The sequence below is a fragment of the Microbacterium ureisolvens genome (genome assembly GCF_015278315.1).
GTDB lineage: Bacteria > Actinomycetota > Actinomycetes > Actinomycetales > Microbacteriaceae > Microbacterium > Microbacterium ureisolvens.
The window spans coordinates 191,850-217,337 of the sequence record NZ_JADIJE010000009.1; the positions used below are offsets into that span (position 1 = coordinate 191,850).

Below are 25,488 nucleotides of genomic sequence, written 5' to 3' on the forward strand. Positions count from 1 at the left end.
GCCCGTTCATCGGTCGCCGTCCCAGCGGACCAGCACGTGTCCGTCGTCCACGGCCACCGGCCAGACGTGCAGGCTCTTGGGCTCCTTGCCCTGTGTGTCCAGGCATACGCCGGTGCGGAGGTCGAACACCTGCTTGTACATCGGCGAGGCCACTGTGGGAACGTCCTGCCGGGTGCCCACGATGCCGCGCGAGATGACGTGCGCGTGGCTGTAGGGATCCAGGTTCGACACGGCGTGCACGCGGCCCGCCGTGCCGTCCGGCCCGTGCAGCAGGAAGAGGGCGATCTGGGTTCCGCCCAGGAGGGCGGCCCGGCCGCGCTCGACCTCGAGGTCGTCGAGGGCGCACACGCGCACCCAGCCGTCGGGGGCGGTGTACTCGGCCGTCTGCGGGTCGACGAGGGTCATCGGTGCACCTCCAGGGTCGTGCCGGCGATGAGCACGCGCGAGTCGGCGCGCTCGTCGTCGGTGGCGGGTCGGGGCTGTCCGCGCTCGGCGGTGTAGGCGAGGGAGGGGTCGGGCGTCGTCGGCGCGTTGACGAACGAGGCGAAGCGGCGGAGCTTCTCGGGGTCTTCGAGGGTCGCCTTCCACTCGTCCTCGTAGGAGTCGAGGTGTGCCGCCATCGCAGCGTCCAGGTCGTCGCAGATGCCGAGGCTGTCCTCGAAGATCACCTCCCGCAGACCTTCGATCCCGCCGTCCAGGTCTTCGAACCACGGCGCCGTGCGCTGCAGGCGGTCGGCCGTGAAGATGTAGTACATCAGGAAGCGGTCGATCGCGGTGAGCAGTTCGTCGTCGCTCAGCCCCTCGGCCAGCAGCACCGCGTGACGCGGCGTGAAGCCGCCGTTGCCGCCGACGTACATGTTCCAGCCGGCCTCGGTCGCGATCACGCCGACATCCTTGCCGCGGGCCTCCGCGCACTCCCGCGCGCAGCCCGAGACGCCGAGCTTGATCTTGTGCGGCGAGCGCAGCCCGCGGTAGCGCAGCTCGAGCTGCACCGCCATGCCGACCGAGTCCTGCACGCCGTAGCGGCACCAGGTCGAGCCGACGCAGGACTTCACCGTGCGCAGCGACTTGCCGTAGGCGTGGCCGGACTCGAACCCGGCGTCCACCAGGCGCTTCCAGATGTCGGGGAGCTGCTCGAGCCGCGCGCCGAACATGTCGATGCGCTGTCCGCCGGTGATCTTCGTGTAGAGGCCGAAATCCTTGGCGACCTGGCCGATGACGAGGAGCCCTTCCGGGGTCACCTCGCCGCCGGGGATGCGGGGGACCACCGAGTAACTGCCGTCCTTCTGGAGGTTCGCCATCACGTGGTCGTTGGTGTCCTGCAGCGTCGCGTTCTCGCCCTCCAGGACGTGGCCGCGCACGAGGGTCGACAGGATGCTGGCCAGCGCGGGCTTGCAGATGTCGCAGCCGCGGCCCGATCCGAAGCGCTCGATGACGGCGCTGAACGTCGTGAGACCCGATACCCGCACGGCGTCGAACAGCTGGCGGCGGGACATGTCGAAGTGCTCGCAGATGGCGTTGCTGAGCGCGGCGCCCGACCCCGCCAGCTCGGTCCCGATGATCTTCTTGACCATCATCACGCACGAGCCGCAGGCTGCCCCGGCCTTCGTGCACGACTTGATGGCCGCGACATCGGTGCAGCCGTCCTCGTGCACGGCGTGGCGGATCGCGCCCGCCGTGACGCTGTTGCACGAGCACACCAGCGCCTCGTCGGGAAGATCGCCCGTCGGTGCGGCCACGCCGCCCTCGGGCATGAGGTACGCGGCGGGGTCGCCGCCGAGCGCGCCGCCGACGAGCGGACGCAGCGACCCGTATGCCGACGCGTCGCCGACGAGGATGCCGCCCAGGAGCGTCTTGGCGTCATCCGAGAGCACGAGCTTCTTGTACACGCCCGCGACGGGATCCGCGTAGGTCACGTCGAGCGCCCCCGGCGTCTCGGCGAACGCGTCGCCGAAGCTCGCGACGTCCACGCCCGAGAGCTTGAGCTTGGTCGACAGGTCGTATCCGGGGAAGGATGCCTCGCCGCCCAGCAGTCGCGTCGCAGCGACCTCGGCCATCGCGTAGCCGGGGGCCACGAGCCCCACGCACATGCCGTCGTAGTTGACGACCTCGCCGATCGCGAGCACCCGCGGGTCCGAGGTCTGGCAGCCGGCGTCGATCAGCACGCCGCCGCGCTCGTGGACCTCGAGCCCCGCGCCGCGCGCGAGCTCGTCACGCGGCCGCACGCCGACGGTGAAGACGACCACGTCGGTGCGGGCGTACGTTCCGTCACGGAACTCCAGCCCGGTCACCTGACCCGAGCGGTCGGGGTCGAGGCGAGTGGTGACCGCCTCGGTCTTGACGGCGATGCCGCGAGACTCGATGAGGCGGCGCAGCGCGTTGCCGGCCGGCAGGTCGAGCTGAGCCGACATGAGGCGGTCGGACGACTGCACCACCGTGCAGTCCACGTCGAGCCCCTGCAGCGCTCCGGCGGCCTCGAGGCCGAGGAGGCCCCCGCCGATCACCGTGCCGACGAGCGGGCGACCGAGCTCGGCCGAGCGCCGCTGCACGAAGGCCTCCAGCTTCTCGACGTCGTCGAGCGTGCGGTAGACGAAGCACCCCTCCAGCCCGAAGCCGTCGACCGCGAGGCGTGCGGCGTACGAACCCGTCGCCAGGACTAGCCGGTCGTAGGCGACGCTGGTGCCGCTGCGGGTCGTGACGCGCCGCGCCGCTCGATCGATGCGCGTGACGGCGTCGCCGCGGAGGAAGCGCACACGGTCGTCCTCGAGCACGGCGCGCTCGAGCTCCAGGTCGTCCGCGGAGGCCCCGGCGAAGAAGCCGGTCAGTCCGACGCGGTCGTAGGGGTGTCGCTGCTCCTCGCCGATGAGCGTGATCCGCCATTCCTCGCCTGCGCGGCTGAGCAGGCTCTCGACGAAGCGGTGGGCGACCATCCCCGCGCCCACGACCACCACATGGGTGCCGAGGGCAGGGCTGGTGCTCATGCCGTCACCGTACGCGGGTGATGTTGCAGAGGCGTCAGCGTCATGTTTCCGGCTGTTGACACGGTCGCGGTGGGCCATGGCTTCTCCTCGTGGCGAAGGTCTCGGTGATCACAGACGCTACGAGCGCGGTGTTTCACCGCCCGGTCGGCGGGGGTTACCCCGAGCGAACGTTTCTCTCACACGGCACCCCGTGAGGATGTGAGAACCGATGCCTCGCCCGGCGCCTACCGTGTCGACGGCGTTCGCGCCAGTCCGAGGCTCCGGTCCGGCAGGGCCGCTATGGTGAAGGCCCCGCCGAATTGGAGGTTGCATGCAGATCTGGCCCGGTTCCCCGTATCCCTTGGGCGCCACTTTCGACGGGAGCGGCACCAACTTCGCGCTCTACAGCGAAGGCGCCGAGCGCATCGAGCTGTGTCTGTTCGATGACGACGGTGCGGAGACGCGCGTCGAGCTGCAGGACGTGGACGCGTTCGTCCACCACGGCTACCTCCCGTCGGTGCAGCCCGGCCAGCGCTACGGATACCGCGTCCACGGCGAGTACGACCCGGCCAGCGGCAAGCGGTTCAACCCCAACAAGCTGGTGCTGGACCCGTACGCGAAGGCCGTCGAGGGCCAGGTGCAGTGGGGTCAGGCGGTCTTCGGCTACGAGTTCGGCGATCCCGACTCGCGCAACGACGAGGATTCGGCCGCCCATCAGATGATGGGCGTGGTGGTCAATCCGTACTTCGACTGGAGCGGCGACCGCCTCCCGAAGACCCCGTACGCCGAGTCGTTCATCTACGAGGCGCACGTGCGCGGCCTCACGCAGCTGCACCCGGGGATCCCCGAGGAGATCCGCGGCACCTACAGCGCGATCGCCCACCCGGCGATCATCGAGCACCTGCAGAAGCTCGGGGTGACGGCCATCGAGCTGATGCCGGTGCATCAGTTCGTCAACGACTCCGTGCTGGAGGAGAAGGGCCTCTCGAACTACTGGGGCTACAACACCATCGCCTTCCTCGCGCCGCAGAACACCTACTCCTCCAGCGGCCAGCGCGGCCAGCAGGTGCAGGAGTTCAAGGCGATGGTGAAGGCGCTGCACGCAGCCGGCATCGAGGTCATCCTCGATGTCGTCTACAACCACACCGCGGAGGGCAATCACCTGGGCCCCACGTTGTCGATGCGCGGCATCGACAACGAGGCCTACTACCGGCTCGAAGAAGACGACAAGCGCTACTACACCGACTACACGGGCACCGGCAACAGCCTCAACGTCGGCAATCCGCACACGCTGCAGCTGATCATGGACTCGCTGCGCTACTGGGTGCTGGAGATGCACGTCGACGGCTTCCGCTTCGATCTCGCCTCGACGCTCGCGCGCGAGTTCTACGAGGTGGACCGTCTGGCGGCGTTCTTCGAGCTCGTGCAGCAGGATCCGGTGGTGTCGCAGGTGAAGCTCATCGCCGAGCCGTGGGACGTCGGTCCCGGGGGCTACCAGGTGGGCAACTTCCCGCCGCAGTGGACGGAGTGGAACGGGAAGTACCGCGACACGGTGCGGGATTTCTGGCGCGGCGAACCCGCGACCCTCGGCGAGTTCGCCTCGCGGCTCACCGGCTCGGCAGACCTGTACGAGCACTCCGGACGCCGGCCCGTGGCATCCATCAATTTCGTCACCGCTCACGACGGCTTCACGCTGCGCGACCTCGTCTCGTACAACGACAAGCACAACGAGGCCAACGGCGAGGACGGCCGTGACGGCGCCGACGACAACCGCTCCTGGAACGGCGGCGTCGAGGGCCCCACGGACGACCCCGAGATCCTCGCACTCCGCGCGCGTCAGCAGCGCAACTTCATCGCGACGCTGCTGCTGTCGCAGGGGGTGCCGATGCTGCTGCACGGCGACGAGCTCGGTCGCACGCAGCGCGGCAACAACAACGGCTACGCGCAGGACAACGAGCTGACGTGGGTCGACTGGTCGTCGCCGGACCAGCCGCTGGTGGAGTTCACGGCGGCCCTCGCGCGGCTGCGCCGCGAGCACCCGACCTTCCGCCGCCGCCGGTTCTTCGACGGCCGGCCGGTGCGGCGCGAGGAGGGGGCGCCTCTTCCCGACATCGTGTGGGCGCGCCCGGACGGCTCGCAGATGCAGCCGGAGGACTGGGGCTCCGGTTTCGGCCGCGCCGTCGCGGTGTTCCTCAACGGCGACGGCATCCGGGAGCGTGATCGCCGGGGCGAGCCGATCTCGGACGACCACTTCGTCGTTCTCTTCAACGCCGGAGACGAGCATGTCGACTTCCTGATCCCCGAGGTCGACTTCAGTCCCGAATGGGATGTGATCGTCGACACCGCGGGCGTATACGCCGACACGGAGCCGGTGGTGCCCGGCTCGACCCTGTCGGTGGAGGGGCGCTCACTCATGGTGCTCCGCGAGCACGAGCTGCCCGAGCCCGAGGTCGACCATTCGGTGGCCGCATCCCTCGCTGTCACCACGGTGGCCGGTGCCGATGAGGTGCCGGGCGCCGCACCGCGCCCCGAACTCAGCCGCTGAGAGGAGCCGCCGTGCCCACGCGCCGCCCGGCCTCGACGTACCGCCTCCAGATCCGGCCGTCGTTCACGCTCGACGACGCCGCTGCGCTCGAGGGCTACCTGAGCGACCTCGGGGTCGACTGGGTGTACTTCTCGCCGCTGCTCACCGCGTCGGAGGGCTCCGATCACGGCTACGACGTCGTCGACCCCTCCCGCGTCGACCCGGCGCGGGGCGGGGCGGCGGCGCTCGAGCGCGCATCGCGCGTCTTCCACGAGGCCGGCCGCGGAGTGCTCGTCGACATCGTGCCGAACCACGTCGGCGTCGCCCGTCCCGCCGAGAACCCGTGGTGGTGGGACGTGCTCGCGCACGGCCGCTCGTCGCGATACGCGACCGCCTTCGACATCGACTGGGAGTTCGGGGGCGGGAAGGTGCGGCTGCCGGTGCTCGGAGAGGAGCTCTCCGCGGCGGCCGGGTCGGGAGCTCTCCGCGTCGAGGCGGGGGAGTTGCGGTACTACGAGCACCGCTTCCCGCTCGCCCCCGGCACCGCGTCGGAAGACGACGTGCTCACCGTGCACGCCCGGCAGCATTACGAGCTCATGCCGTGGCGGCGTGAGGCGGACGACCTGAACTACCGCCGGTTCTTCGGCGTCTCGAGCCTCGCCGCGGTCCGCGTCGAGGACCCGGAGGTGTTCGACGAGACCCACGCCGAGATCCGCCGGTGGTTCGAGGAGGATCTCGTCGACGGTCTGCGCGTCGATCACCCCGACGGGCTGCGCGCGCCGGTCGAGTATCTCGAGCGCCTCGATGCGCTGACCGGCGGGGCGTACCTCCTCGTCGAGAAGATCCTCGAGCACGGCGAAGTCCTGCCCCAGTTCTTCGCCGCGGACGGCACGACGGGGTACGACGCGCTCGCCGACATCGACCGCGTGCTCGTCGATCCGCGCGGCGAAGCGGCCCTCGACGCACTGGACGCACGGTTGCGCGAGCGATCGGGCCTGCCCGCCGCGCAGCCCTGGGCGGACGTCATCGCGGGGACCAAGCGCGCGATCGGCGAGGGCATCCTGCGCTCCGAGGTCCGCAGGCTCGCGCGCGACCTGGATGCCGCGGACGACGCCGGCACCGAGGACGCGCTCGCGGAGCTCTTGGCACGATTCCCCGTCTACCGCTCCTACCTCCCCGCCGGCGCCGAGCACCTCGAGCAGGCGGCCACGCAGGCGCGCGCGCACCGGCCCGACCTCTCCGGTGCGATCGACGCCGTCCTGCCGCTCCTCCTCGAGCCGGGGCATCCCGCCGCCCTCCGCTTCCAGCAGACGAGCGGCATGGTGATGGCCAAGGGCGTGGAAGACACCGCCTTCTACCGCGCGACCCGTCTGGGCACGCTCACCGAGGTGGGCGCCGACCCGTCGGTCTTCGCACTCTCGGTGACCGGGTTCCACTCGGCGCAGGCGGCGCGCCACGCGGCGTGGCCCCACTCGATGACCACGCTCTCGACTCACGACACCAAGCGGGGCGAGGATGTGCGCGCTCGTCTCGCGGTGCTCTCCGAGATCCCCGAGCGCTGGGCGGAGGTGCTGGAAGAGCTGACGGATGCCGCGACCACCGGCCACGGTCCCTTCGACGTTCTGCTGTGGCAGGCGATCGTGGGTGCGTGGCCGGCCTCGCGCGAGCGGCTCCACGCGTACGCCGAGAAGGCGGCACGCGAGGCCGGGGAGGCGACGACGTGGCTCGCACCGGTCGCGGCGTTCGAGGAGCGGATGCACGCCCTGGTGGACGCCGCCTTCGACGACCCGGAGGTTTCCGCCCGTGTCGAGTCCTTCGTGTCGGAGATCGAGGGGGCCGGCTGGTCGAACTCGCTCTCGGCCAAGCTCCTCCAGCTCACCGGTCCAGGTGTGCCGGATGTGTATCAGGGCAGCGAGCTGTGGGAGCAGAGCCTCGTCGACCCCGACAACCGGCGCGCCGTCGACTTCGACGAGAGGCGGCGCCTGCTCGCGCGGATCGATGCGGGCGAGCAGCCTGTGGTGGACCGAACCGGGGCCGCGAAGCTCCTCGTCACCTCGCGTGCGCTCCGGCTGCGGCGCGCGCGGCCGGACCTGTTCACGCGCTACACGCCCATGACCGTGGTGGGTGCGGCGGCGGATCACGCGATCGCCGTCGACCGCGGCGGCGCGGTCGCCGTCGCCACGCGGCTGCCTGTCGCCCTCGCCGCCCGCGGGTCGGCCGGAGGCTCACCCTGGGAGGACACCATGCTGCTGCGTCACAGCGGCCCCACGACCGACCTGCTCACCGGACGCACCTTCGACGGCGGCATCCGTCTTGCAGAGCTCCTCGACCTCTATCCGGTCGCCCTGCTGGTGGCGGGAGACGCCTCGTGATCCCCGAGGTCTGGGCGCCGCGGGCCGCCTCGGTGGCGTTGCGCGCCCCGAGCCGCGGCGACGACGTGCCCATGGTGCGTCGCGACGGCGACTGGTGGCGTGCCGACCTCGAGCTCGAACCGGGGGAGGAGTACGGCTTCGTGATCGACGGTGCAGACGCCGCGCGACCCGATCCCCTCTCGCGCAGGCAGCCTCGCGGGGTCCACGACCTCAGCGCGGTCTTCGACGCCGGTGCCCATGAGTGGCGGGACGCCGCCTGGAAGGGCCGGCAGCTCGCCGGCGGACTCGTCTACGAGCTGCATATCGGCACGTTCACCCCGGAAGGCACGCTGGACGCCGCGGCTGAGCGGCTCGACCACCTCGTCGATCTCGGCGTGGACTTCGTGGAGCTGCTGCCGGTGAACGGCTTCAACGGCGTTCACAACTGGGGCTACGACGGAGTGCTCTGGTACACCGTCCACGAGGCCTACGGCGGACCCGCCGCGTATCAGCGCTTCGTCGACGCCTGCCACGCGGCCGGGCTCGGCGTCATCCAGGACGTGGTCTACAACCACCTGGGGCCGAGCGGCAACTACCTGCCCGAATTCGGCCCGTACCTCCGCGACGCGGAGGCGAATACATGGGGCTCGTCGATCGACCTCGACGAGCCCGAGGTCCGCCGCTACATCGTCGACAACGCGCTGATGTGGCTGCGGGACCACCACGTCGACGGGCTGCGTCTGGACGCCGTGCACGCCCTCAAAGACAACCAGCCTCTGCACATCCTCCAGGAGCTGGCGGAGTCGGCGGACGCCCTGAGCGCGCATCTCGGCCGGCCCCTCACCCTGATCGCCGAGTCCGACATGAACGACGCGCGGCTCATCGCGGCGAGGGAGGCCGACGGGTACGGCCTCACGGCGCAGTGGAGCGACGACTACCACCACGCGCTGCACGTCGCCCTCACCGGCGAGACGACCGGCTACTACGCGGACTTCACCCCGTTGGGCGCTCTCGTGAAGGCATCGACCCGCGGCTTCTTCCACGACGGGACGTGGTCTACGTTCCGCGGCCGAAACCACGGGCATCCGATCGATCCGCGCATTCCCGCCTGGCGACTGGTGACCTTCTCGCAGGACCACGATCAGATCGGCAACCGCGCGGCCGGCGACCGCCTCTCGCAGTCGCTCGACGAAGGTGGCCTCGCGATAGCCGCGGTGCTCACCGTGCTCTCACCGTTCACGCCGATGCTCTTCATGGGCGAGGAGTGGGCCGCATCCACCCCGTGGCAGTTCTTCACCTCGCATCCCGAGCCCGAGCTCGGCGAGGCGACCGCGCGCGGACGCAAGGCCGAATTCGCACGGATGGGGTGGGACGAGTCGATCGTGCCCGACCCGCAGGATCCCGAGACGTTCCAGCGTTCCAAGCTGCGCTGGGAAGAGAAGGATGCCGGGGTCCACGGCCGCATCCTCGCGCTCTACCGCGAGCTCATCGCACTGCGCCAAGCACGCCCGGAGTTCGCCGACCCGGATCTCCGCAGACTCGAGGCGACAGCCGACGAGGACCAGCGGTGGTTCCGGCTGCGAAGGGGAAGGTCAGAGGTCGTGGTCAACTTCGCGGCCGAGGGCGTGCGCCTTCCCGCCCTCGGAGGGGCCCAGGTGCTGCTGGCGACCGACGCCCACGCGATGCTTCAGGACGACGCGCTCTCGCTGCCGCCGCGGTCGGCGGCCGTCGTCACCCGGGGCTGAGCTCAGCGGACACCGAGCCACGAGCGATCGGTGAGGACGACCGGACCGTCCTCGGTGATCGCCACGGTGTGCTCGGAGTGGGCGCCGCGGGAGCCGTCGACGGAGCGGAGAGTCCATCCGTCGGGGTCGGTCACCAGCTGGTCGGTCGTCTGCAGGAACCAGGGCTCGAGGGCGAGCACCAGGCCCGCGCGCAGCGGGTAGCCGCGGCCTGCCTTGCCGTCGTTGGCGACATGCGGGTCGCCGTGCATCTCGCGGCCGACGCCGTGCCCGCCGAAGTCGGTGTTGATCGAATACCCGTCGCCGTGCGCCACCGCCGCGATCGCCGCGGAGATGTCGCCGATGCGGTTGCCGACGGTCGCTGCGGCGATCGCGGCCTCGAGCGCCCGCTCGGTGGTGTCGATGATGGCCAGATCCTCGTCGCGCGGCGTCCCCACCACGAACGAGACGGCCGAGTCGGCGACCCATCCGTCGATCGAGACCGCGAAGTCCAGCGACACCAGGTCGCCGTCGCGGAGCGTGTAGTCGAACGGGAGTCCGTGGAGCACCGCGTCGTTGACCGACGTGCAGATGACCTTGCCGAACGGGCTCGCGCCGAACGACGGGTGGTAGTCGATGTAGCAGGACTCTGCCCCGGCTCGGCGGATCAGCTCGTGCGCGCGGCGGTCGATGGCCAGCAGGTTGGTGCCCACCTTGGTCTCGTCGCGCAGCGTCGCGAGCGTCTCGGCGACGAATCGCCCGGCGGGCTTCATCGCCTCGATCTCGGCAGGGGTGCGCAGCTCGATCATGTGGATTCCTCTCGTTCCCGCTCCATTCTGTCGGACCGGTCGGCGCGGGGCTGGGAGGATGCTCCGCGGCGCGCGGGAGCTGACCACGGCCGGGCATCTCAGGCGTAGCATCAGACACATGTGGCTGCGTCGTGCGTTCTTCGGCTGGCTCATCCCGGCGGCCTTCCTGCTGCCGCTGTGGCTGCTGGTCGGCTGGGCCGTCTTCAGCGCCGGAGGGTGGGAGTTCCTCTGGGTGCTGTTCCTCGCCATCCCGGGTGTGTTCCTCTGGCAGCTGCTGCTCACGCTGCTGGTGCGGGCGCGCGGCACGGTCCGTGCGCATCGTGCGGTCTCGTGGTGGGACGTGCTGGGCTTCACGGTGTGGCACGGCCTGGTGATCTCCCTGGGCTTCTTCGCCGAAGACTGGTGGGCCCCCGTGATGGCGGTCGCGATCCTTGCGGGTGTGGGCCTGTTCTGGCTCGAGCTCTGGCAGCTGTGGAGCGAGGCGCGGCCCTCCCGGTTCGTCCTGCGCACCTCCGAGGGCGTCGCGTACATCCCGGCGCGGGCCGATGCGCCGCAGCAGCCGGACGAACGCGAGGTCATCATCATCAACGAGAAGCAGGTACCGCCCGCCGGCTGACGCGGTTTGGCCGGGTGCGGCATCCATGGCAGAATGGATGTTTGTGCCCTGACCGGTTCTGCCTCAGGGGAACCAGCTGTACGGCGTCAAGCCGGAGGCCTGCGGCACACGAATCCTTTCACCTTCCTTCCCGTGGTCGACCTGTGGCGGCCGCAGAGAGAGACGATCATGCAGATCCTCGACGCCGTCGACGCGGCTTCGCTCCGCTCCGACATCCCCGCCTTCGCCCCCGGCGACACCGTCAAGGTGCACGTCAACATCACCGAGGGCAACCGCTCCCGCATCCAGGTCTTCCAGGGCGTCGTCATCGGCCGCTCGGGCGACGGCGTCCGCGAGACGTTCACCGTCCGCAAGATCAGCTTCCAGGTCGGCGTCGAGCGCACCTTCCCGGTGCACTCCCCGGTCATCGACCACATCGAGGTCGTGACCCGCGGTGACGTGCGTCGCGCCAAGCTCTACTACCTGCGCAACCTCCGTGGCAAGAAGGCCAAGATCAAGGAGAAGCGCGAGAACTGACGGCCGCTGCCGCAGCGCTCTTCAGAAGCCCCGGACGATCACGTCCGGGGCTTCTTCCGTTCTCCGGCGGAGGCCGGAGTGTGCGACCCTTGAAGGCGGGCCGCCGCGACCGCCGGCACCCGCGAAGGAACTGCATGACGACCGAGAAGTCGGCTCCGGCCGAGCCGGCGCCCGGGCACGAGGCCGCCGCCACCCTCCAGCCGCGTCGTCGGGGCTGGGTGGCGTTCCTGCGCGACGTCGTGATCATCATCGTGATCGCGGTGCTCGTATCGCTCGTCGTCAAGACGTTCATCGTCCGCTCCTTCTACATCCCCTCCGGATCGATGGAGGACACGCTCCACGTCCAGGACCGGATCCTCGTCGACGAGATCACCCCGCGCTTCGGCGGCTACGACCGCGGCGACATCGTCGTCTTCCAGGATCCCGGGGGCTGGCTTCCCCCGAGCACCGCCCCCGCGCGCCCTCCCGTGGTCGAGGCCGTCGAGTGGGTCCTCTCGCTCGTGGGTCTGGCCGCGCCCGACAGCGACGATCACCTCGTCAAGCGCATCATCGGGCTTCCCGGCGACCACGTGGTGTGCTGCAACGCGATCGGCCAGATCACCGTAAACGACGTGCCCATCGACGAGAGCGGCTACATCAAGCTGCCGGCGGGGGAGACCGCCGCGTCCGGCGACGCCTTCGACGTCACCGTGCCGGACGGCAGCCTGTGGGTGCTGGGGGACAACCGCTATCGCTCCAAGGACTCGCGCTACAACACCGACCAGCCCGGCAAGGGCTTCGTGCCGATGGACAACCTCGTCGGCCGCGCGTTCCTCGTGACCTGGCCGCTGGACCGCTTCGGCATGCTCGACTTCCACCACGACGTCTTCTCCGGCGTGCCTGCGCCGGATCCGGAGGGCGACGCGCAGTGACCGTCGCGGAGCCCCGTCTCACCCTCGAGCGCAAGCTGCTCCGGGAGCATGCGCTCATCATCGCGTGCGACGAGGTGGGAAGGGGAGCCCTCGCCGGCCCGGTCGCCGTCGGAGCGGCGGTGGTCGATGCGCCGAGGTCCCGCAAGCGGATCCCGCAGGGCCTGCGCGACTCCAAGCTCGTGCCCGAACCGAAGCGTGCCGACGTCGCCGCCCGCGCGGCGACGTGGGTGGCCGCGAGCGCCGTCGGCTGGGCCAGCTCCGAGGAGATCGACGAGATCGGGATCATGCGGGCACTCGGACTCGCATCGATCCGAGCACTCGCCGATCTCCGCGCCCACGGCGTGATCCCGGAGGAGGCGATCGTCATCCTCGACGGCAACTACGACTACATCACCCCGGCGGGCGCGTGGGGACTCACGGTGCGTCCCGTCATCAAGGCCGACCGCGACTGCGCGTCGGCCGCCGCCGCCTCGGTGATCGCGAAGGTCGCGCGCGACCGGCTGATGACGGACCTGCACGACGAGCTCCCCGCCTACAACTGGGCCCGCAACAAGGGCTACGCCAGCCCCGACCATCGCGACGCGATCCGCGCGTACGGCATCAGCCGGCACCATCGTGCGTCATGGTCGATCGCCGAGGCGCCCACGCTGTTCTGAGCGTTCGCCGGCCGCGGACCGCGGGTCGCGGCATCCGTCCGCGCCCATAGGATGGAACCACCATGGATGACGAGGTCTTCGAAGACTACGACCGAGAACTCGAACTCGCGCTGTACCGCGAATATCGGGATGTCGTCTCGCAGTTCCAATACGTGATCGAGACGGAGCGTCGCTTCTACCTCGCCAACGAGGTCAACGTCGTGCGGCGCGACACCGAGCACGACTTCTACTTCGAAATCTCCATGTCCGACGTCTGGGTCTGGGACATCTATCGTGCCGACCGCTTCGTCAAGGCGGTGCGGGTGCTGACCTTCAAGGACGTCAACGTCGAGGAGCTCTCGCGTCGCGACTTCCATCTCCCCGAAGAGCTGTCGCTCGACAACTGACAGTGATGATGGGGTGGTGGGAGCCCCGCAGCGGTTCTTCCTGACTCAGCTACTGACTGACTGAGGGTCTTCAACGCGATCTGTCGGTTGATTCGCTGCGGGGCTGCCGTGCACTCACCGTGCGAGGGTTGTGACCTCATAGGAGCCTGTGCCAGCAGGCACCCATCACTGTCTTGTCCGCTCGCTCTCGGCGGTGCGTGCCGTTCATTCCCGGTTGAGTGAGAGGAACGGCGATGACCACCATCGCACGAGAAGTTGAACAGGTCGAGGTCGCGGTCGGGGTTGATACACATGGCGATACCCATACCGCCGCGGTCATCGACACCACGGGACGGTTGCTGGGGTGCGCCCAGTTCTCCGCGGACGCGAAGGGCTACGCGGCGCTGTTGACATGGGCGATGGCGTTCGGGATGCTGCTCGTCGCGGCGATCGAAGGCACCGGCGCGTATGGCGCTGGTCTTGCCCGATACCTCCGCGGCGCGGGTGTTGAGCTGCTGGAGATCGACCGCCCTGACCGCAAGACCCGCCGATTCGCGGGCAAGTCGGACCCGCTGGACGCGGAAGCGGCAGCACGCGCGGGCCTGTCCAGGGCACGAACCGGCGTCCCGAAGGACCGGTCCGGGAAGGTCGAGGCGCTGCGGAACCTGCGGGTCGCCCGGCGCAGCGCCGTCGATCAGCGCGCCGACTGCATGCGGCGGATCAAGACGCTGCTGGTAACCGCTCCCGACGGACTGCGGGAGCGGCTGCGCCGGCTATCCGACAGGGAACTCCTGCACGCCTGCGCGGGCCTACGCCCCGACACCACACAGGTCGGTGAGCCCGAGCAGGCCGCGAAGGTTGCCTTGCGGTCTCTCGCCCGCCGCCATGCCGCGCTGGTAGCCGAGATCGACGACCTCGACGAGCTGATCGGACCGCTCGTCGCCCGCGATCAACCCGGCCCTGCTCGAACTCAACGGCGTCGGCACGGACGTTGCGGGACAACTGCTCGTCACCGCAGGGGAGAACACCGACCGGCTTCACTCCGAAGCAGCGTTCGCGATGCTCTGCGGCGTCGCGCCCATCCCCGCATCCTCCGGGAAGATCCGCCGACACCGACTCAACCGCGGCGGCGACAGACAAGCCAACGCCGCCCTCTACCGCATCGTCCTCTGCCGACTCCGATGGGACCCCAGAACCCAGGCCTACATGCGACGACGCACCAAACAAGGTCTCTCCAAGAAGGACATCATCCGCTGCCTCAAACGCCTCATCGCCCGCGAGATCTACAGCGCCCTCACCGCTTGACATCCATAGGAGCATCGACCCCGCCGGCTCCTCCCCACCCCGGCGTCTGCGGCGCGTTTCGCTGCTTCTGAACGGATGCCGCACCCCGGCGTCCGCGCGCATGCACGCCCGCGCGACGATGCTGCCATGGCAGACAAAGACGACCTCGGACGCGCGGGCGAGGATCGCGCCGTCCGGTATTTCGAGGAGCGGGGATTCACCGTCCTCGCCCGGAACTGGCGGTGCCGCGACGGTGAGATCGACCTGGTGGTCGCCGACCGCACGATCGTGGCGGTCGTCGAGGTCAAGACGCGCCGAAGTGAGGGCTTCGGGCACCCGTTCGAGGCGATCGACGGCCGCAAGCGCGCGCGGCTGTGGCGACTGGCGGTCGCGTGGGCGAGCGCGCATCGCGACCTCGTGCAGGGCCGGCGGCTGCGTATCGACGCCGTCGGGCTGACCGGCCCGACTGTCGACGCCGCGCGGCTCGAGCACCTCGTCGACGTCGAGGTGCCGTGAGCGTCGCGCGCACCTGGGCGGTGGCCCTCGTCGGAGCCGAGGGGGAGTGCGTTGAGGTCGAAGCCGACCTGTCGCAGCAGACGCCCGAGTTCCGCATCATCGGCCTGCCCGACAAGGCCCTCGGCGAAGCTGTGCAGCGGGTGCACAACGCGTGCGCGAACAGCGCCACCCCGCTGCCGCGGCGGCGGCTGACGGTGAACCTGTCTCCCGCGAGCCTGCCCAAACAAGGATCCGGATTCGATGTCGCGATCGCCATCGCCTCGCTCGCGACCGAGTCGACCATGGACGCCGCCTCGGTCGCCAGCGCCGTGCACATCGGCGAACTCGGACTCGACGGTCGGCTGCGGCCGGTGCCGGGTGTGCTTCCGGCGGTGGTCGCCGCGCGCCGAGCGGGACATCGCCGCGTGGTCGTGCCGTTCGCGAACGGTCCCGAGGCCGAGCTCGTCGAAGGGGTCGACGTGCTGGCCGCCCTGAACCTGGCGCAGGTGGTCGCCTGGCACGGCGGCGACGTGGAGGTGCCCGACGACCAGCCTGTGTTCCTCGCCGACGAGGAGGAGCCGCCCCGGGCGGCCCTCGACCTCGCCGAGGTGATCGGCCAGCGCGACGCCGTCGACGCGCTCATCGTGGCGGCGGCCGGCGGACACCACCTGCTGATGTGCGGACCGCCCGGCGCCGGCAAGACGATGCTGGCTCGACGGCTTCCGGGCATCCTCCCCGAGCTCGACGATCGGGCGGCCCTCGCGAGTGCGTCGATCCGCAGCCTGGCGGGTGCTCGCGTGGTCGAGCTGTCGCGCACGCCGCCATTCGAGGCCCCGCATCACAGTGCGAGCATCGCCGCCCTCGTCGGCGGAGGGACGCGCGTCGTGCGGCCCGGTGCCATCGCCCGGGCGAGCGAGGGCGTCCTGTTCCTCGACGAGTCGAAAGATCCGAAAATAACCCGAATGTGCATGAGTATCGACGTCGATATACAATCCGATTATCGACCTCGCCCAGAGTAAGTCGGTCGCCTAGTTTCGGCGTAGAGGTTGAGTTCGCTCCCTCAGGAAACAGCCACCGTCAGAGGCGGGGTATCGCTACCCATCTCTGACGAAGGAGGGTCGGCATGGAAAGCCGCCTCAACATCGCGTGCCTCGCTCGCGACATCGTCGGCGCAGACCGCGGCTTCAACGTCGCCGCCGACATCCTCACCCACACCGCAGACGGTGTGCAGCTCAACACCCTGTGGAACGAGTTCTCGTCCCAGCTCATCGAGTGGAACCAGACGCGAAACGCCATCGCTGCCCTGTTCACTCGCAACACCACCGAGTCGTTCGCCCAGGTGATCGCCGGTTCGGACTCGGTGGAGTTCGAAAAGCAGTCCGAGTTCGGCGTGCCGCAGGCCGTTCGCGTGCAGCCGGGGTACACCCGCATGGGCTTCCCGCTCGACTGGTTCGACGTCGGGATTCGCTACACCCGCAAGTTCCTGCGCGACGCGACCGCCGAGCAGGTCCGCGCACAGCACCAGGCGGTCCTCGAGGCCGACAACCGCGCCACGTTCCGAGACACCATGCGAGCGCTGACGAGCAAGGCGCAGGCCGGCTCGCGCCCGGTCAACGAGAACGGCGTCGAGATCTTCGACCTCTGGGACGGCTCGGCTGGCGAGGCGCCGCCCGCGTACGCCGGTCGCACCTTCTCGTCCACGCACGATCACTACCTCGTGTCGGGTGCCGCGGCCATCGACTCCGGCGACGTGGAGGCACTCATCGCCACGATCCAGGAACACGGTCACGGACTTCGCACGTCGAACGAGCAGCTGATCATCATGGTCAACCCGGCTCAGGCCGACGCGATCTGGACCTGGCGCAAGAACGAGGTGAACGCGAACGGCGCGGTCGCGAAGTACGACTTCATCCCCGCCGCGTCGGCTCCCGCGTACCTCACGGACCTCAGCATCGTGGGTGACCGTGCGCCCGCGCAGTTCTCGGGTCTGGCGCTCGATGGTTCCTACGGTGACGCCTGGATCACCAAGAACCACTTCGTTCCGGCGGGCTACGTGATCGCCGTCGCGACGGGCGGCCCCGGCTCGCTTCGCAACCCGCTGTGGTTCCGCGAGCACCCGGTCGCCGCCAACCGCGGTCTGCGCCTGCTCCCGCAGTACGAGCGCTACCCGCTGGTCGAGGCGACCTACGAGCACGGCTACGGCCTCGGCGTGCGCTACCGCTCCGCCGCCGCCGTCATGCAGATCAAGGCCTCGGGTTCGTACGACAACCCGACCTGGCCGTAAGACCGAGCGCCACCGAGCCACGGGATTGTCCACTCCAGCGGACCGCTCGCGTGGACGGTGGCGCTCTCAAACCCCCGACTCGGCTAGCTACCGAGACGGCGAGACGACCGCTCAGGGCATGGGCTCACCTCGTCTCACCACCGGGGCGTCGCTCTTCCTCTTTCGCGCGACGCCCCGGTTCACCCACCGCGAGAGAGGAAGCGAAAGGGAAACAACATGGACATCAACACCATCGATGCAGAGAACGCCGCAATGATCGAGGCGCTCGTGTTCTGCAAGACCGCTGGCGACAACCGCTGGCTGGTCGACCTGGACCCGTGGATCGCTCAGTCGATGATCACGGCGACCACCGACCTCGGGTTCAGCCCGGTCCCCGATCCCTCCCGCGCCATCGCGGTTGAGAGCAACAGCACCAGCACGACCGACCCTGACGCGGGTGACTCCCTGATCCTCGGTCGCAAGTGGCGCTACGCATCGGAGCTCAACGGCAAGCCGGTCGCCGGTCTCGACTCGACGGACAACCTCCCGATGGCCAGCTGCCACCGATGCGACTCGCTCGACGTGTTCGAGCGCAAGCGTGCACAGGCCACCTTCTACATTCCGCGAGGCCGGTTCGTGGTCGAGTTCGCGCTGTGCCGCGACTGCATGATCCACCTTGCCTCGCTCGCAAGCCACGTCACCGAGCGCTCCCGGGTCGAGTCCGGTGACACCTACGTCGAGTTCGAGCGCTCCGCTCGCGTCGGCGAGGACGACACGGAGGTGTAGCGCGACATGGCTGACTACAATCTCGGGACCGCCCAGGGCAAGGTGGTCATCGACACCGACGTCAAGGGAGTCAAGGACGCTGAGGAAGCGCTCGACGACCTTGAGAAGAAGGGCGATGACGCCGCCAAAGCGCCGCAGAAGATCAGCGCGGGCTGGGTCGCCGGAATGGCGATTGTCGGGACTGTAGTCAGCCAGGCCGCTATGGCCGTCAGCCAGGCAGTCGGGGACTGGATAGCCGATGCCGTGGCCGCGTCGGATGCGAACGACAAGTTCCGCAAGTCGATGGAGTTCGCCGGTCTCGATACGTCGGCCATCGACACTGCCGCCGCGCGAGCGCAGGCCTACGCCGACAGCACGGTCTACAGCCTCGACACGATCCTGAACGCGGTCGCTTCGTTCACTGCGAACGGGGTGACGAACGCGAACGATCTGGTCGAGTCCATCGGTAACTTCAACGCCGTTGCCGGTGGCACCGAAGAGACCTTCCAGAGACTTCTCCTCGCATCGACCCAGACGGCGAGTGCAGGCAAGCTGACCGCCGAGAACTGGAACCAGCTTGCCGATGCCGTGCCTGGCGGCGCTGGCACGCTCATGAAGGCCCTCGAGGAGGCAGGCGCGTACACCGGCAACTTCCGCGAGGCGATGTCGGCAGGCGAGATCACCGCCGAAGAGTTCAACGCCGCCCTGCTGACGCTCGGCTCAAAGCCGGTCGCCGTCGAAGCCGCCCAGTCGGTGAGCACGATGGAGGGCGCTGTTGGCAACCTCAACGCCATCATCGTCGGCGGACTCGCGAAGGCCATCGACTTCATCAAGCCCGCACTGACCGGCCTCCTTGCCGCGCTCGGTGAGACGATCACCGCTGTCTTCGCTGGCATCGCGGAGGTCGTCAACTTCGTCCGCGACAACTTCGATTGGGTCGCCCCGCTTGCCGTCGCAATCGCGGCGGCAACCGCTGTCTGGGTCGCCTGGAACGCCGCCATCACCGCGTGGCAGACGATCACCAAGATCGGCACCGCAGTTCAAGCCGCCTTCAACGCTGTCATGGCGGCGAACCCGATCATGCTGATCGTGATGGCCATCGCCGCACTGGTGGCCGGCCTGGTCTACTTCTTCACTCAGACCGAGCTGGGCCGGGAGGTCTGGGCCAACTTCACTCGCTTCCTCGGTGAGGCCTGGGCGAACGTCTCTCAGTTCCTCACCGAGACCTTCACCAACGTCGCCAACTTCTTCAACGAGACATGGGTGGCCATCGCTGGGTTCTTCGAGGACACGTGGAACAACATCCAGTCGTTTGTGACCTCCGTCGTCCTCGCGATCTACAGCTTCTTCGTCGGATTCGGCAACGACGTTCGATCCTGGTGGGAAGGCCTCTGGGACACGGTGTTCTCGATCTTCGAGTTCATCTGGAAGGCCATCGAGACCTACATCATGACCATCGTCGGGGTCATCATCGGGATCTTCACCGGCGACTTCTCCAAGGTGCCCAACATCATCCAGGACATCTGGAACCGCGTGATGCAGTTCACCCAGGACGTCTGGAACAACGTCCTTAACTGGCTCGGAAGCGTCCCCGGCTGGATCATGGACGTCTTCAACGGCGCGGGTGAATGGCTGTACAACATCGGCAAGGACATTCTCAACGGCCTCTGGGAGGGCCTGCAGGACATCTGGAACGGACTCGTCGGCTGGATCGAAGACATCGGCAGCACCATTGCCGACACGTTCGCGAACGTGATGGGCATTCACTCGCCCTCGCGCGTCATGGCCGCCCTCGGTGAGGACACCATGCGCGGCCTGCTCATCGGTATGGAGGGTATGGAACCCGCGCTCAACAAGCAGATCAACGCTCTCGGTGCAGGACTCGCAGGCGGGCTGTCAGCAAGCATGCAGGCCGCTATCGAAGCCGTGCCCGTCGACAGCCAGCAGCCGACTGACGGAGCGCGAACCTTCATCTACAACAGCAACGGCCCAGGCTTCGACGCCGAAGACGAGTTCTTCGCCGCTATCAAGCGAGCCAAAGTCGTCGTACCGGGATGGTGATCTGAATGCCTAAGGGAGTCCTCGATCCGGCCACGCCTCGATGCACCGCGCACAAGCGCGGCTCGGGCGAGCGGTGCAAGCTGCCCGCGATCAAGGGCGGCACAGTCTGCCGCCGCCACGGAGGTTCCGCGCCGCAGGTGATCAAGTCCGCCCGTGAGCGTTTCAACGATGCCGTCGACCCGGCGATCAACCTCATGCACAAGCAACTGGAGCGAGCCGAGAAGGGCGAACTCACCGTTGCCGAGGAACAGAACCTCATGAAGATGATCTTCGACCGCACCGGATTCGTCCCCGGCAAGACGGTGAACATCGACGGTAAGGCCAAGTGGGAACTCATGCTCATCCCGGGCGAGGCAGGGATCATCCGTGAGGTTCCCGCCGAGCTCGCGGCTGGCGATGTGATCGACGCTGATGTCATCGAAGACGATGACGATCCGCTCGAACGTCATGAGCGCGAGGAAGCCGCGAAGCACCGTGCAGCCTACGAGGCCGACGCGCGCGACCGTGCACGCGCCGAGCTTCCGCAGATCAGCGAACGACGCGATGCGCAGCGCGTCGGCTCAGCGGAACCACCACAGCGCCAGTCAATGAGAAGCCCTTGGGGGTAGTGATGAAACGACTCGACGGAAGAGTGCCAGGAGCGCAGGAGAGTGAGTTCTCCGCTCCACCCGTGAAGAATCCCGACCCCGGCGACCCGATGGGACCGGCCTCGCAGAAGTGGGTCGATGTCGTCGCCGGTCGTCGGTCGAACGTCGAGCTGGGCTATGACTGACCCGAACGCGCCCGCCAAGGTCTGGCGGATACGTCTGCATCAGAACGGCGGATGGAACGGCGGACCCACGAAGTACCTCGCCATCCAGCCCGGATGCCCCTTCCACGCCCATGCCCAGCGTCACTGCAAGTGTCGAACGTTCATCGGCCGTGCGGCTGCACAGCGCTACATCGATGAACAGATCGCGACAGCGCGGGACGGATCGGCTGACGAGAGGCCCTAGACGACCATCTGAGGCCCGAACCCCGCGAGGTCGAATCGAATATCGACCGCGCCTCGCCGGAGGCTCCTAGGCGAATTCCCGTACGGGTTCGCCAACAGCGACCTGAAGTGATATCTGTTGATTTATCGACAACGCGATAGCGTCCATCTCCGATCAGCGTGAGCGAGTGGACGAGGTTCGGACCTCCGGCTAGTACCTAGCGGACAGAGCCTCTGTTGAGACACACCGATAGGTGGTGTTTCCAGTGGCGCTCCCACATCGCCCCCAGCGGCTCCGCCGCTTCATCAGGTACTACGAGCTCACCTACGCCGAGGTCGCTGAGAAGCTGGGCACCAACGTGCCGAGGATCGCGAACCTCATCAAGGGTCACGTCTACCCGACTCCGGAAGAATGCGACGCGCTCGAAGCGCTGTTCTTCCCGCTCCCGGCTCACAACTTCTTCGAAGAGTCGATGCTGGAGTACCGGTACAACTGGCCTCCGCTGCGAGGCGTCGCCCTCGTGAAGGCCGAACTCGAACGCGCCCAGGCCCAGCTCGACACCGACCGCCACGAAGCGGGTGAGTGATCGTGGCCCGCTCGACGACACCCGAGCAGGTGTCACCGGCCATCGTTGATCGCGTCGTGGCTTTCCTTGACGACATCGCCGCCTCGCAGGACGAGGAGGTCCGAGATGTCGCGTAGACATGGAGAAGGGGCCGCCCCGGCTACGGACAGCCCCCAACAGAACACTCAGCTCCAAGTCGATTTTACACCTGACCGGCGCTTTTGCGAACCCGAAGACGGCTGGGAGTTCGTTCTCGCTTCGACCCTCTGCCTCGGTCTGTCGAAGCTGAAGGCGGCGATGCCGGTATGACCGATCTTCGCGTGCTGCCGCTTCGCCCCGGGACGAACATCCCGGCCGTCAAGAACTGGCAGAACATCGCAACGAGCGATTCGACCCAGATCGCTGAATGGCGCCAGATGATCCCAGGATGCAACTGGGGCATCCGAACGGGCGAGGGTGTGGGTGTACTCGACCTCGACACGAAGAACGCCCCAGAGGGCGACCCAGGAGGGTTCGGCTCGCTGATCGACATCGAGGAACTGCTGGGCATCGACCTCAGCAACCTCCCGCTGGTGACGACCGCCCATGGCATGCATCTGTACTTCCGCTATGACGGTCATCTCGCCTCGAAGGTCCCGTGGGTGCCGTTCCTTGATGTGAAGGCCGACGGAGGGCATCAGGTCGCCGGGCCGGGGACTATCCGAGAGGACCAGGAGGGCATCGAGAGGGTCTACACCCTCGTTCGCGGCAACCTCCGAGCGATTCCCCGCGCGCCCGACGCCTTGCTGTCGGCGATTCGTGGGTGGCGCGTGGGGCGACCGGGCAATGGAGGCGGCTCGACCTCGCCCGGCGACGACCTTCCCTCGACCGAGGAAGCCATCAAGCACGGCCTGCCGCTCCGGCGTCGCAACGACTTCATGCATCGGCTCGCGTGCCGGTGGTACTCGAAGCTCGGGCTCGACGCACACAGCGAGGTTTGGGCCCTCGCCCGCGCTGTATGGGACGTGACACCGGGGCACGACACGTTCCCGTGGTCGGAGGTCGAGACCGCCGTTGCGAGTGCCCTCAAGCATGTGACCGAAGACGAGTACAAGTACCGCCAGAAGCTCACCGCCTGGCTCTACGGAAGGGCCGCCGCATGAGCGCCGAACAGATCCCGCCTCTGCCACCCGCCGAAATCTGGAAGCTCGCGCAGCGGATCGGGGACAGCAAGCCGGAGGCGACCAACAGACGGACACGAAGAAGGAAGGCATCGGATATGAAGCCGAAGAAGACATGGTGGGCGTGGCGGAACTACGTCCCGATGGGCACAGTGACGATCATCGCCGGAACGGCCGGCGTGGGTAAGTCCACGATCCTGACCCGCATGGCGGCGGACTGGTCGAACGGCACGATGGCAGGCGACCTCGAGGGCCAGAAGGTCACGGTTCTGATGGCCGCTGGTGAGGACGACTTCGAGCGGCAGGTGACGCCGAAGCTGATCGCGGCAGGCGCGGACACCGACCTCATCGAAGAGTTCTACGTCGAGATGGACACCAACACGACCAAGGGCGTCGCGACGATGTTCCAGCTGGGCGATGACCTTGACGACCTCCGGGCCGACATCATCGACAGCGGGGCGAAGGTGGTCATCCTTGATCCGATCATCTCGTTCATGGAGGGAAGCCCCGACCGTCCCAAGGAGGTCCGGGCCGCCCTCGATCCTGTCGCGAAGCTCGCGCAGGAACTCAACGTCGCCATCGTGTGCGTGATGCACTGGCGCAAGGGCCACGGCTCCATCGCTGAGAAGCTGTCAGGTGCCCACGCGTGGCGAGACATCTGCCGCTCGTACATCGCCGTGGCGAAGGACAAGCAGACCGGGTACACCGTCGCCCAGCAGGACAAGAACAACTACGGGCCGGACGGTGACTGCTGGGCGTACGCGATGACCCAGGCACCGGTCGAAGTGGAGACCGGCGACGAGGACCAGTGGGGAAACCCGCTCACCGAAAGCCAGGAGTTCGGGGTGGCGATCTACCTCGGTCCGAGCGATGTGAGCGTGGACGACCTCCTGGCACGCGAGAAGCGAGCGAACGACGGGCGCAGCAACAGCGACCCTGTCCGCAAGCTCGTCAAGGAGTTCCTGCAGGCTGCAACGGAACCGCAGAGCTCCGAGGACATCCGTAAGTACGTCAACAACATCGACGGCGACGGCATCGGGCACAACCAGTCCGTCTCGAACATGACCAACAAGCTCTCCCGGATGGTCGAACAGGGCGAGATCCAGCGTGTCGGTCGAGGACTGTACAGCGTGCCGATCCTCGCCTCGCCGTTCGGACCCAGCGGCACGGGTCACCGCCATGAATGGGAACCGGCCGACTGACCTATACACCCGTCCCTCGCGTATATCGAAATCGGGTGATCGGGTGTATAAGTCGCCCAGAAAGCGACTTATACACCCTATTTACCCCAGTTTGTATATACGCGCGAGGGAACCCCTCGGAGGGGTCTGAGACCTCGCGTACACTCCTCTTCGCCCATCCAGAAAGGAAATCACCTTGCCCGACCTCACCGCCCCTCGCTGCCCGAAGTGCAGCACCGCCTGGACGCACGGCACCAACCACGGAGACAACGGTCAGTGCGCCGGATGCGGAACCTGGCTCGTGGCCTTCCAGCCGAGCCGGATGGGACGCGCCCGCAAGGAAAGCGTGATCGTCCGTCCCTACAAGATGCGCAACGAGTACGGACGCACTCCGGGCCTGCGCTGGGGAGGCGGCGTCCTCTCGGTCGATGTGGAGTGCCCGTTCTGCGGGATCGTCCACTCGCACGGCTGGCCTGACGGCGAGGACGCTACAGGCCCTGAGCATCGGGTCGCCCACTGCAACGGATTCAGCGTGCCGCACTGGGGATTCGTCCCCGACAACATCAGCGGGTCCTACACGATCAACATCGTGGACGGCGTGCCGGTCGCGTCTCCGATCTCGCGCTGACGGATCGAGGAAGCATCCCAAGCCACCCATGAGAAAGCCGACCTTATGGACGAAGGAAAAGAGGTCATTGGGGTGGTGAAAATCTCGCGCTCGCTCGGATAAGGATGTCGATCGCGAAGAGGCTCAGGCACAAGCCTGGGCCTCTTCTCGTTGGCAAGAAAGCCCAGGTCATCGCGGCATTCGGTGGTTGCATTCGAAGATAAGTTCGATAAAATGGGTATCGACCCTAACCGAACGGTTTGGGTATCTAACACCACTCAGGAGACACCATGACCACCTCAACCGACACCGACCGCGTACTACTCGCGGTGGAGAGCAACCGCGGATACGCACCCGACCAGATCACGGACAGCATGACCCTCCGCGACTTGCTCAACGCCGTGGAGCAGGCCATCGAGGAGTACGGCGAGGACGCGATGGTCGTCACCCACGACGGTGGCAACCGCTACGGGGCCAACTACGGGGCCATCAGCATCTATGCGGACACCTTCACTGCTGTCGAGACGGACGAGGACGAGTGACCGTGCCCAACCTCGATGCCTACTGGGCGCAGTACGACCGCACGGGACTGCTGCACGAGTAGGTGACATCTGATCTGGCTTGCCCGAGGGGTAGGCCTGGAAGGATGTTGCTGTGCCCAAGCCGTACCCGAGCGAGTTCCGTGACGACGTGGTCCGCGTCGC

General features: G+C 67.8%; 22 protein-coding genes and 1 pseudogene. 20 read left to right on the forward strand and 3 right to left on the reverse strand.

The genetic code is table 11. From position 1 onward, the window contains the following. Nucleotides 1-6: 6 nt before the first annotated feature. Entirely contained in the window at nt 7-405 is a 399-nt protein-coding gene (nirD, locus tag IM767_RS14775; protein WP_109210610.1) for a nitrite reductase small subunit NirD, read from the reverse strand. Beyond that, nucleotides 402-2,981 carry a nitrite reductase large subunit NirB gene (gene nirB, locus IM767_RS14780; protein WP_194398896.1) on the reverse strand — a complete coding sequence of 860 codons (2,580 nt, stop codon included), beginning with the start codon at nt 2,979-2,981 and terminating at the stop codon, nt 402-404. Before nirB ends, nirD begins: the two co-directional genes overlap by 4 nt. A gap of 310 nt (nt 2,982-3,291) precedes the next feature. Here nirB and glgX point away from each other — a divergent pair, with 310 nt between their 5' ends. Genes glgX through treZ form a run of 3 tightly spaced genes read left to right on the forward strand, consistent with a single transcriptional unit; the run spans nt 3,292 to nt 9,580 of the window. After that, entirely contained in the window at nt 3,292-5,505 is a 2,214-nt protein-coding gene (gene glgX, locus IM767_RS14785) for a glycogen debranching protein GlgX (RefSeq protein WP_109210608.1), read from the forward strand. An 11-nt stretch (nt 5,506-5,516) separates the two neighbouring features. After that, nucleotides 5,517-7,856 carry a malto-oligosyltrehalose synthase gene (gene treY, locus IM767_RS14790; protein WP_109210607.1) on the forward strand — a complete coding sequence of 780 codons (2,340 nt, stop codon included), beginning with the start codon at nt 5,517-5,519 and terminating at the stop codon, nt 7,854-7,856. Next, nucleotides 7,853-9,580, forward strand: coding sequence for a malto-oligosyltrehalose trehalohydrolase (gene treZ, locus IM767_RS14795; RefSeq protein ID WP_109210606.1), 1,728 nt, complete (start codon nt 7,853-7,855; stop codon nt 9,578-9,580). The genes treY and treZ overlap by 4 nt, the downstream gene beginning before the upstream one ends. A 2-nt stretch (nt 9,581-9,582) precedes the next feature. On the opposite strand, the gene map is transcribed toward treZ, so the two are convergent. After that, nucleotides 9,583-10,365 carry a type I methionyl aminopeptidase gene (map, locus tag IM767_RS14800; RefSeq protein WP_109210605.1) on the reverse strand — a complete coding sequence of 261 codons (783 nt, stop codon included), beginning with the start codon at nt 10,363-10,365 and terminating at the stop codon, nt 9,583-9,585. A gap of 118 nt (nt 10,366-10,483) precedes the next feature. Here map and IM767_RS14805 point away from each other — a divergent pair, with 118 nt between their 5' ends. The 17 genes and pseudogenes from IM767_RS14805 (at nt 10,484) to IM767_RS14885 (ending at nt 25,326) form a co-directional block, all read left to right on the forward strand. Then, nucleotides 10,484-10,981, forward strand: coding sequence for an MFS transporter permease (locus IM767_RS14805; protein WP_109210604.1), 498 nt, complete (start codon nt 10,484-10,486; stop codon nt 10,979-10,981). Between the two features lie 168 nt (nt 10,982-11,149). Further along, nucleotides 11,150-11,497 carry a 50S ribosomal protein L19 gene (rplS, locus tag IM767_RS14810; protein WP_109210763.1) on the forward strand — a complete coding sequence of 116 codons (348 nt, stop codon included), beginning with the start codon at nt 11,150-11,152 and terminating at the stop codon, nt 11,495-11,497. Between the two features lie 134 nt (nt 11,498-11,631). Beyond that, nucleotides 11,632-12,408: a signal peptidase I gene (lepB, locus tag IM767_RS14815; RefSeq protein WP_109210603.1), complete on the forward strand. Its 777-nt coding sequence runs from the start codon at nt 11,632-11,634 to the stop codon at nt 12,406-12,408. After that, nucleotides 12,405-13,064 (forward strand): ribonuclease HII, encoded by a 660-nt coding sequence (locus IM767_RS14820; RefSeq protein ID WP_109210602.1) that lies wholly within the window; start codon nt 12,405-12,407, stop codon nt 13,062-13,064. Before lepB ends, IM767_RS14820 begins: the two co-directional genes overlap by 4 nt. 62 nt (nt 13,065-13,126) lie before the next feature. Continuing rightward, on the forward strand, nt 13,127-13,450 hold the full coding sequence (locus tag IM767_RS14825; protein WP_109210601.1) for a DUF2469 family protein: 324 nt from the start codon (nt 13,127-13,129) through the stop codon (nt 13,448-13,450). 233 nt (nt 13,451-13,683) lie between these two features. Continuing rightward, a pseudogene (locus IM767_RS21240) lies at nt 13,684-14,734 on the forward strand (IS110 family RNA-guided transposase). Between the two features lie 126 nt (nt 14,735-14,860). After that, nucleotides 14,861-15,229, forward strand: coding sequence for a YraN family protein (locus IM767_RS14835; RefSeq protein ID WP_109210600.1), 369 nt, complete (start codon nt 14,861-14,863; stop codon nt 15,227-15,229). After that, nucleotides 15,226-16,227 (forward strand): YifB family Mg chelatase-like AAA ATPase, encoded by a 1,002-nt coding sequence (locus IM767_RS14840; RefSeq protein WP_239453305.1) that lies wholly within the window; start codon nt 15,226-15,228, stop codon nt 16,225-16,227. The genes IM767_RS14835 and IM767_RS14840 overlap by 4 nt, the downstream gene beginning before the upstream one ends. A gap of 104 nt (nt 16,228-16,331) precedes the next feature. Next, nucleotides 16,332-17,492 carry a hypothetical protein gene (locus tag IM767_RS14845; protein WP_109210599.1) on the forward strand — a complete coding sequence of 387 codons (1,161 nt, stop codon included), beginning with the start codon at nt 16,332-16,334 and terminating at the stop codon, nt 17,490-17,492. A gap of 216 nt (nt 17,493-17,708) precedes the next feature. Then, nucleotides 17,709-18,257, forward strand: a complete 549-nt coding sequence (locus IM767_RS14850; RefSeq protein WP_109210598.1) for a hypothetical protein — start codon at nt 17,709-17,711, stop codon at nt 18,255-18,257. Nucleotides 18,258-18,263: 6 nt separating this feature from the next. Continuing rightward, nucleotides 18,264-20,297, forward strand: coding sequence for a phage tail protein (locus IM767_RS14855; RefSeq protein WP_109210597.1), 2,034 nt, complete (start codon nt 18,264-18,266; stop codon nt 20,295-20,297). A 5-nt stretch (nt 20,298-20,302) separates the two neighbouring features. Beyond that, nucleotides 20,303-20,905: a hypothetical protein gene (locus IM767_RS14860; RefSeq protein WP_162564294.1), complete on the forward strand. Its 603-nt coding sequence runs from the start codon at nt 20,303-20,305 to the stop codon at nt 20,903-20,905. A gap of 619 nt (nt 20,906-21,524) precedes the next feature. Continuing rightward, on the forward strand, nt 21,525-21,857 hold the full coding sequence (locus IM767_RS14865; RefSeq protein ID WP_162564293.1) for a helix-turn-helix domain-containing protein: 333 nt from the start codon (nt 21,525-21,527) through the stop codon (nt 21,855-21,857). A 284-nt stretch (nt 21,858-22,141) separates the two neighbouring features. Then, complete coding sequence (locus IM767_RS14870; RefSeq protein WP_109210594.1) at nt 22,142-22,978, forward strand: bifunctional DNA primase/polymerase; 837 nt, start codon at nt 22,142-22,144, stop codon at nt 22,976-22,978. Nucleotides 22,979-23,094: 116 nt separating this feature from the next. Beyond that, nucleotides 23,095-24,198: an AAA family ATPase gene (locus tag IM767_RS14875; protein ID WP_162564292.1), complete on the forward strand. Its 1,104-nt coding sequence runs from the start codon at nt 23,095-23,097 to the stop codon at nt 24,196-24,198. A gap of 175 nt (nt 24,199-24,373) precedes the next feature. Continuing rightward, the gene (locus tag IM767_RS14880; protein ID WP_109210592.1) at nt 24,374-24,805 is read left to right on the forward strand and encodes a hypothetical protein; all 432 of its coding nucleotides are present in this window, start codon (nt 24,374-24,376) and stop codon (nt 24,803-24,805) included. Between the two features lie 269 nt (nt 24,806-25,074). Beyond that, nucleotides 25,075-25,326, forward strand: a complete 252-nt coding sequence (locus tag IM767_RS14885; protein ID WP_109210591.1) for a hypothetical protein — start codon at nt 25,075-25,077, stop codon at nt 25,324-25,326. Nucleotides 25,327-25,488: the final 162 nt, after the last annotated feature.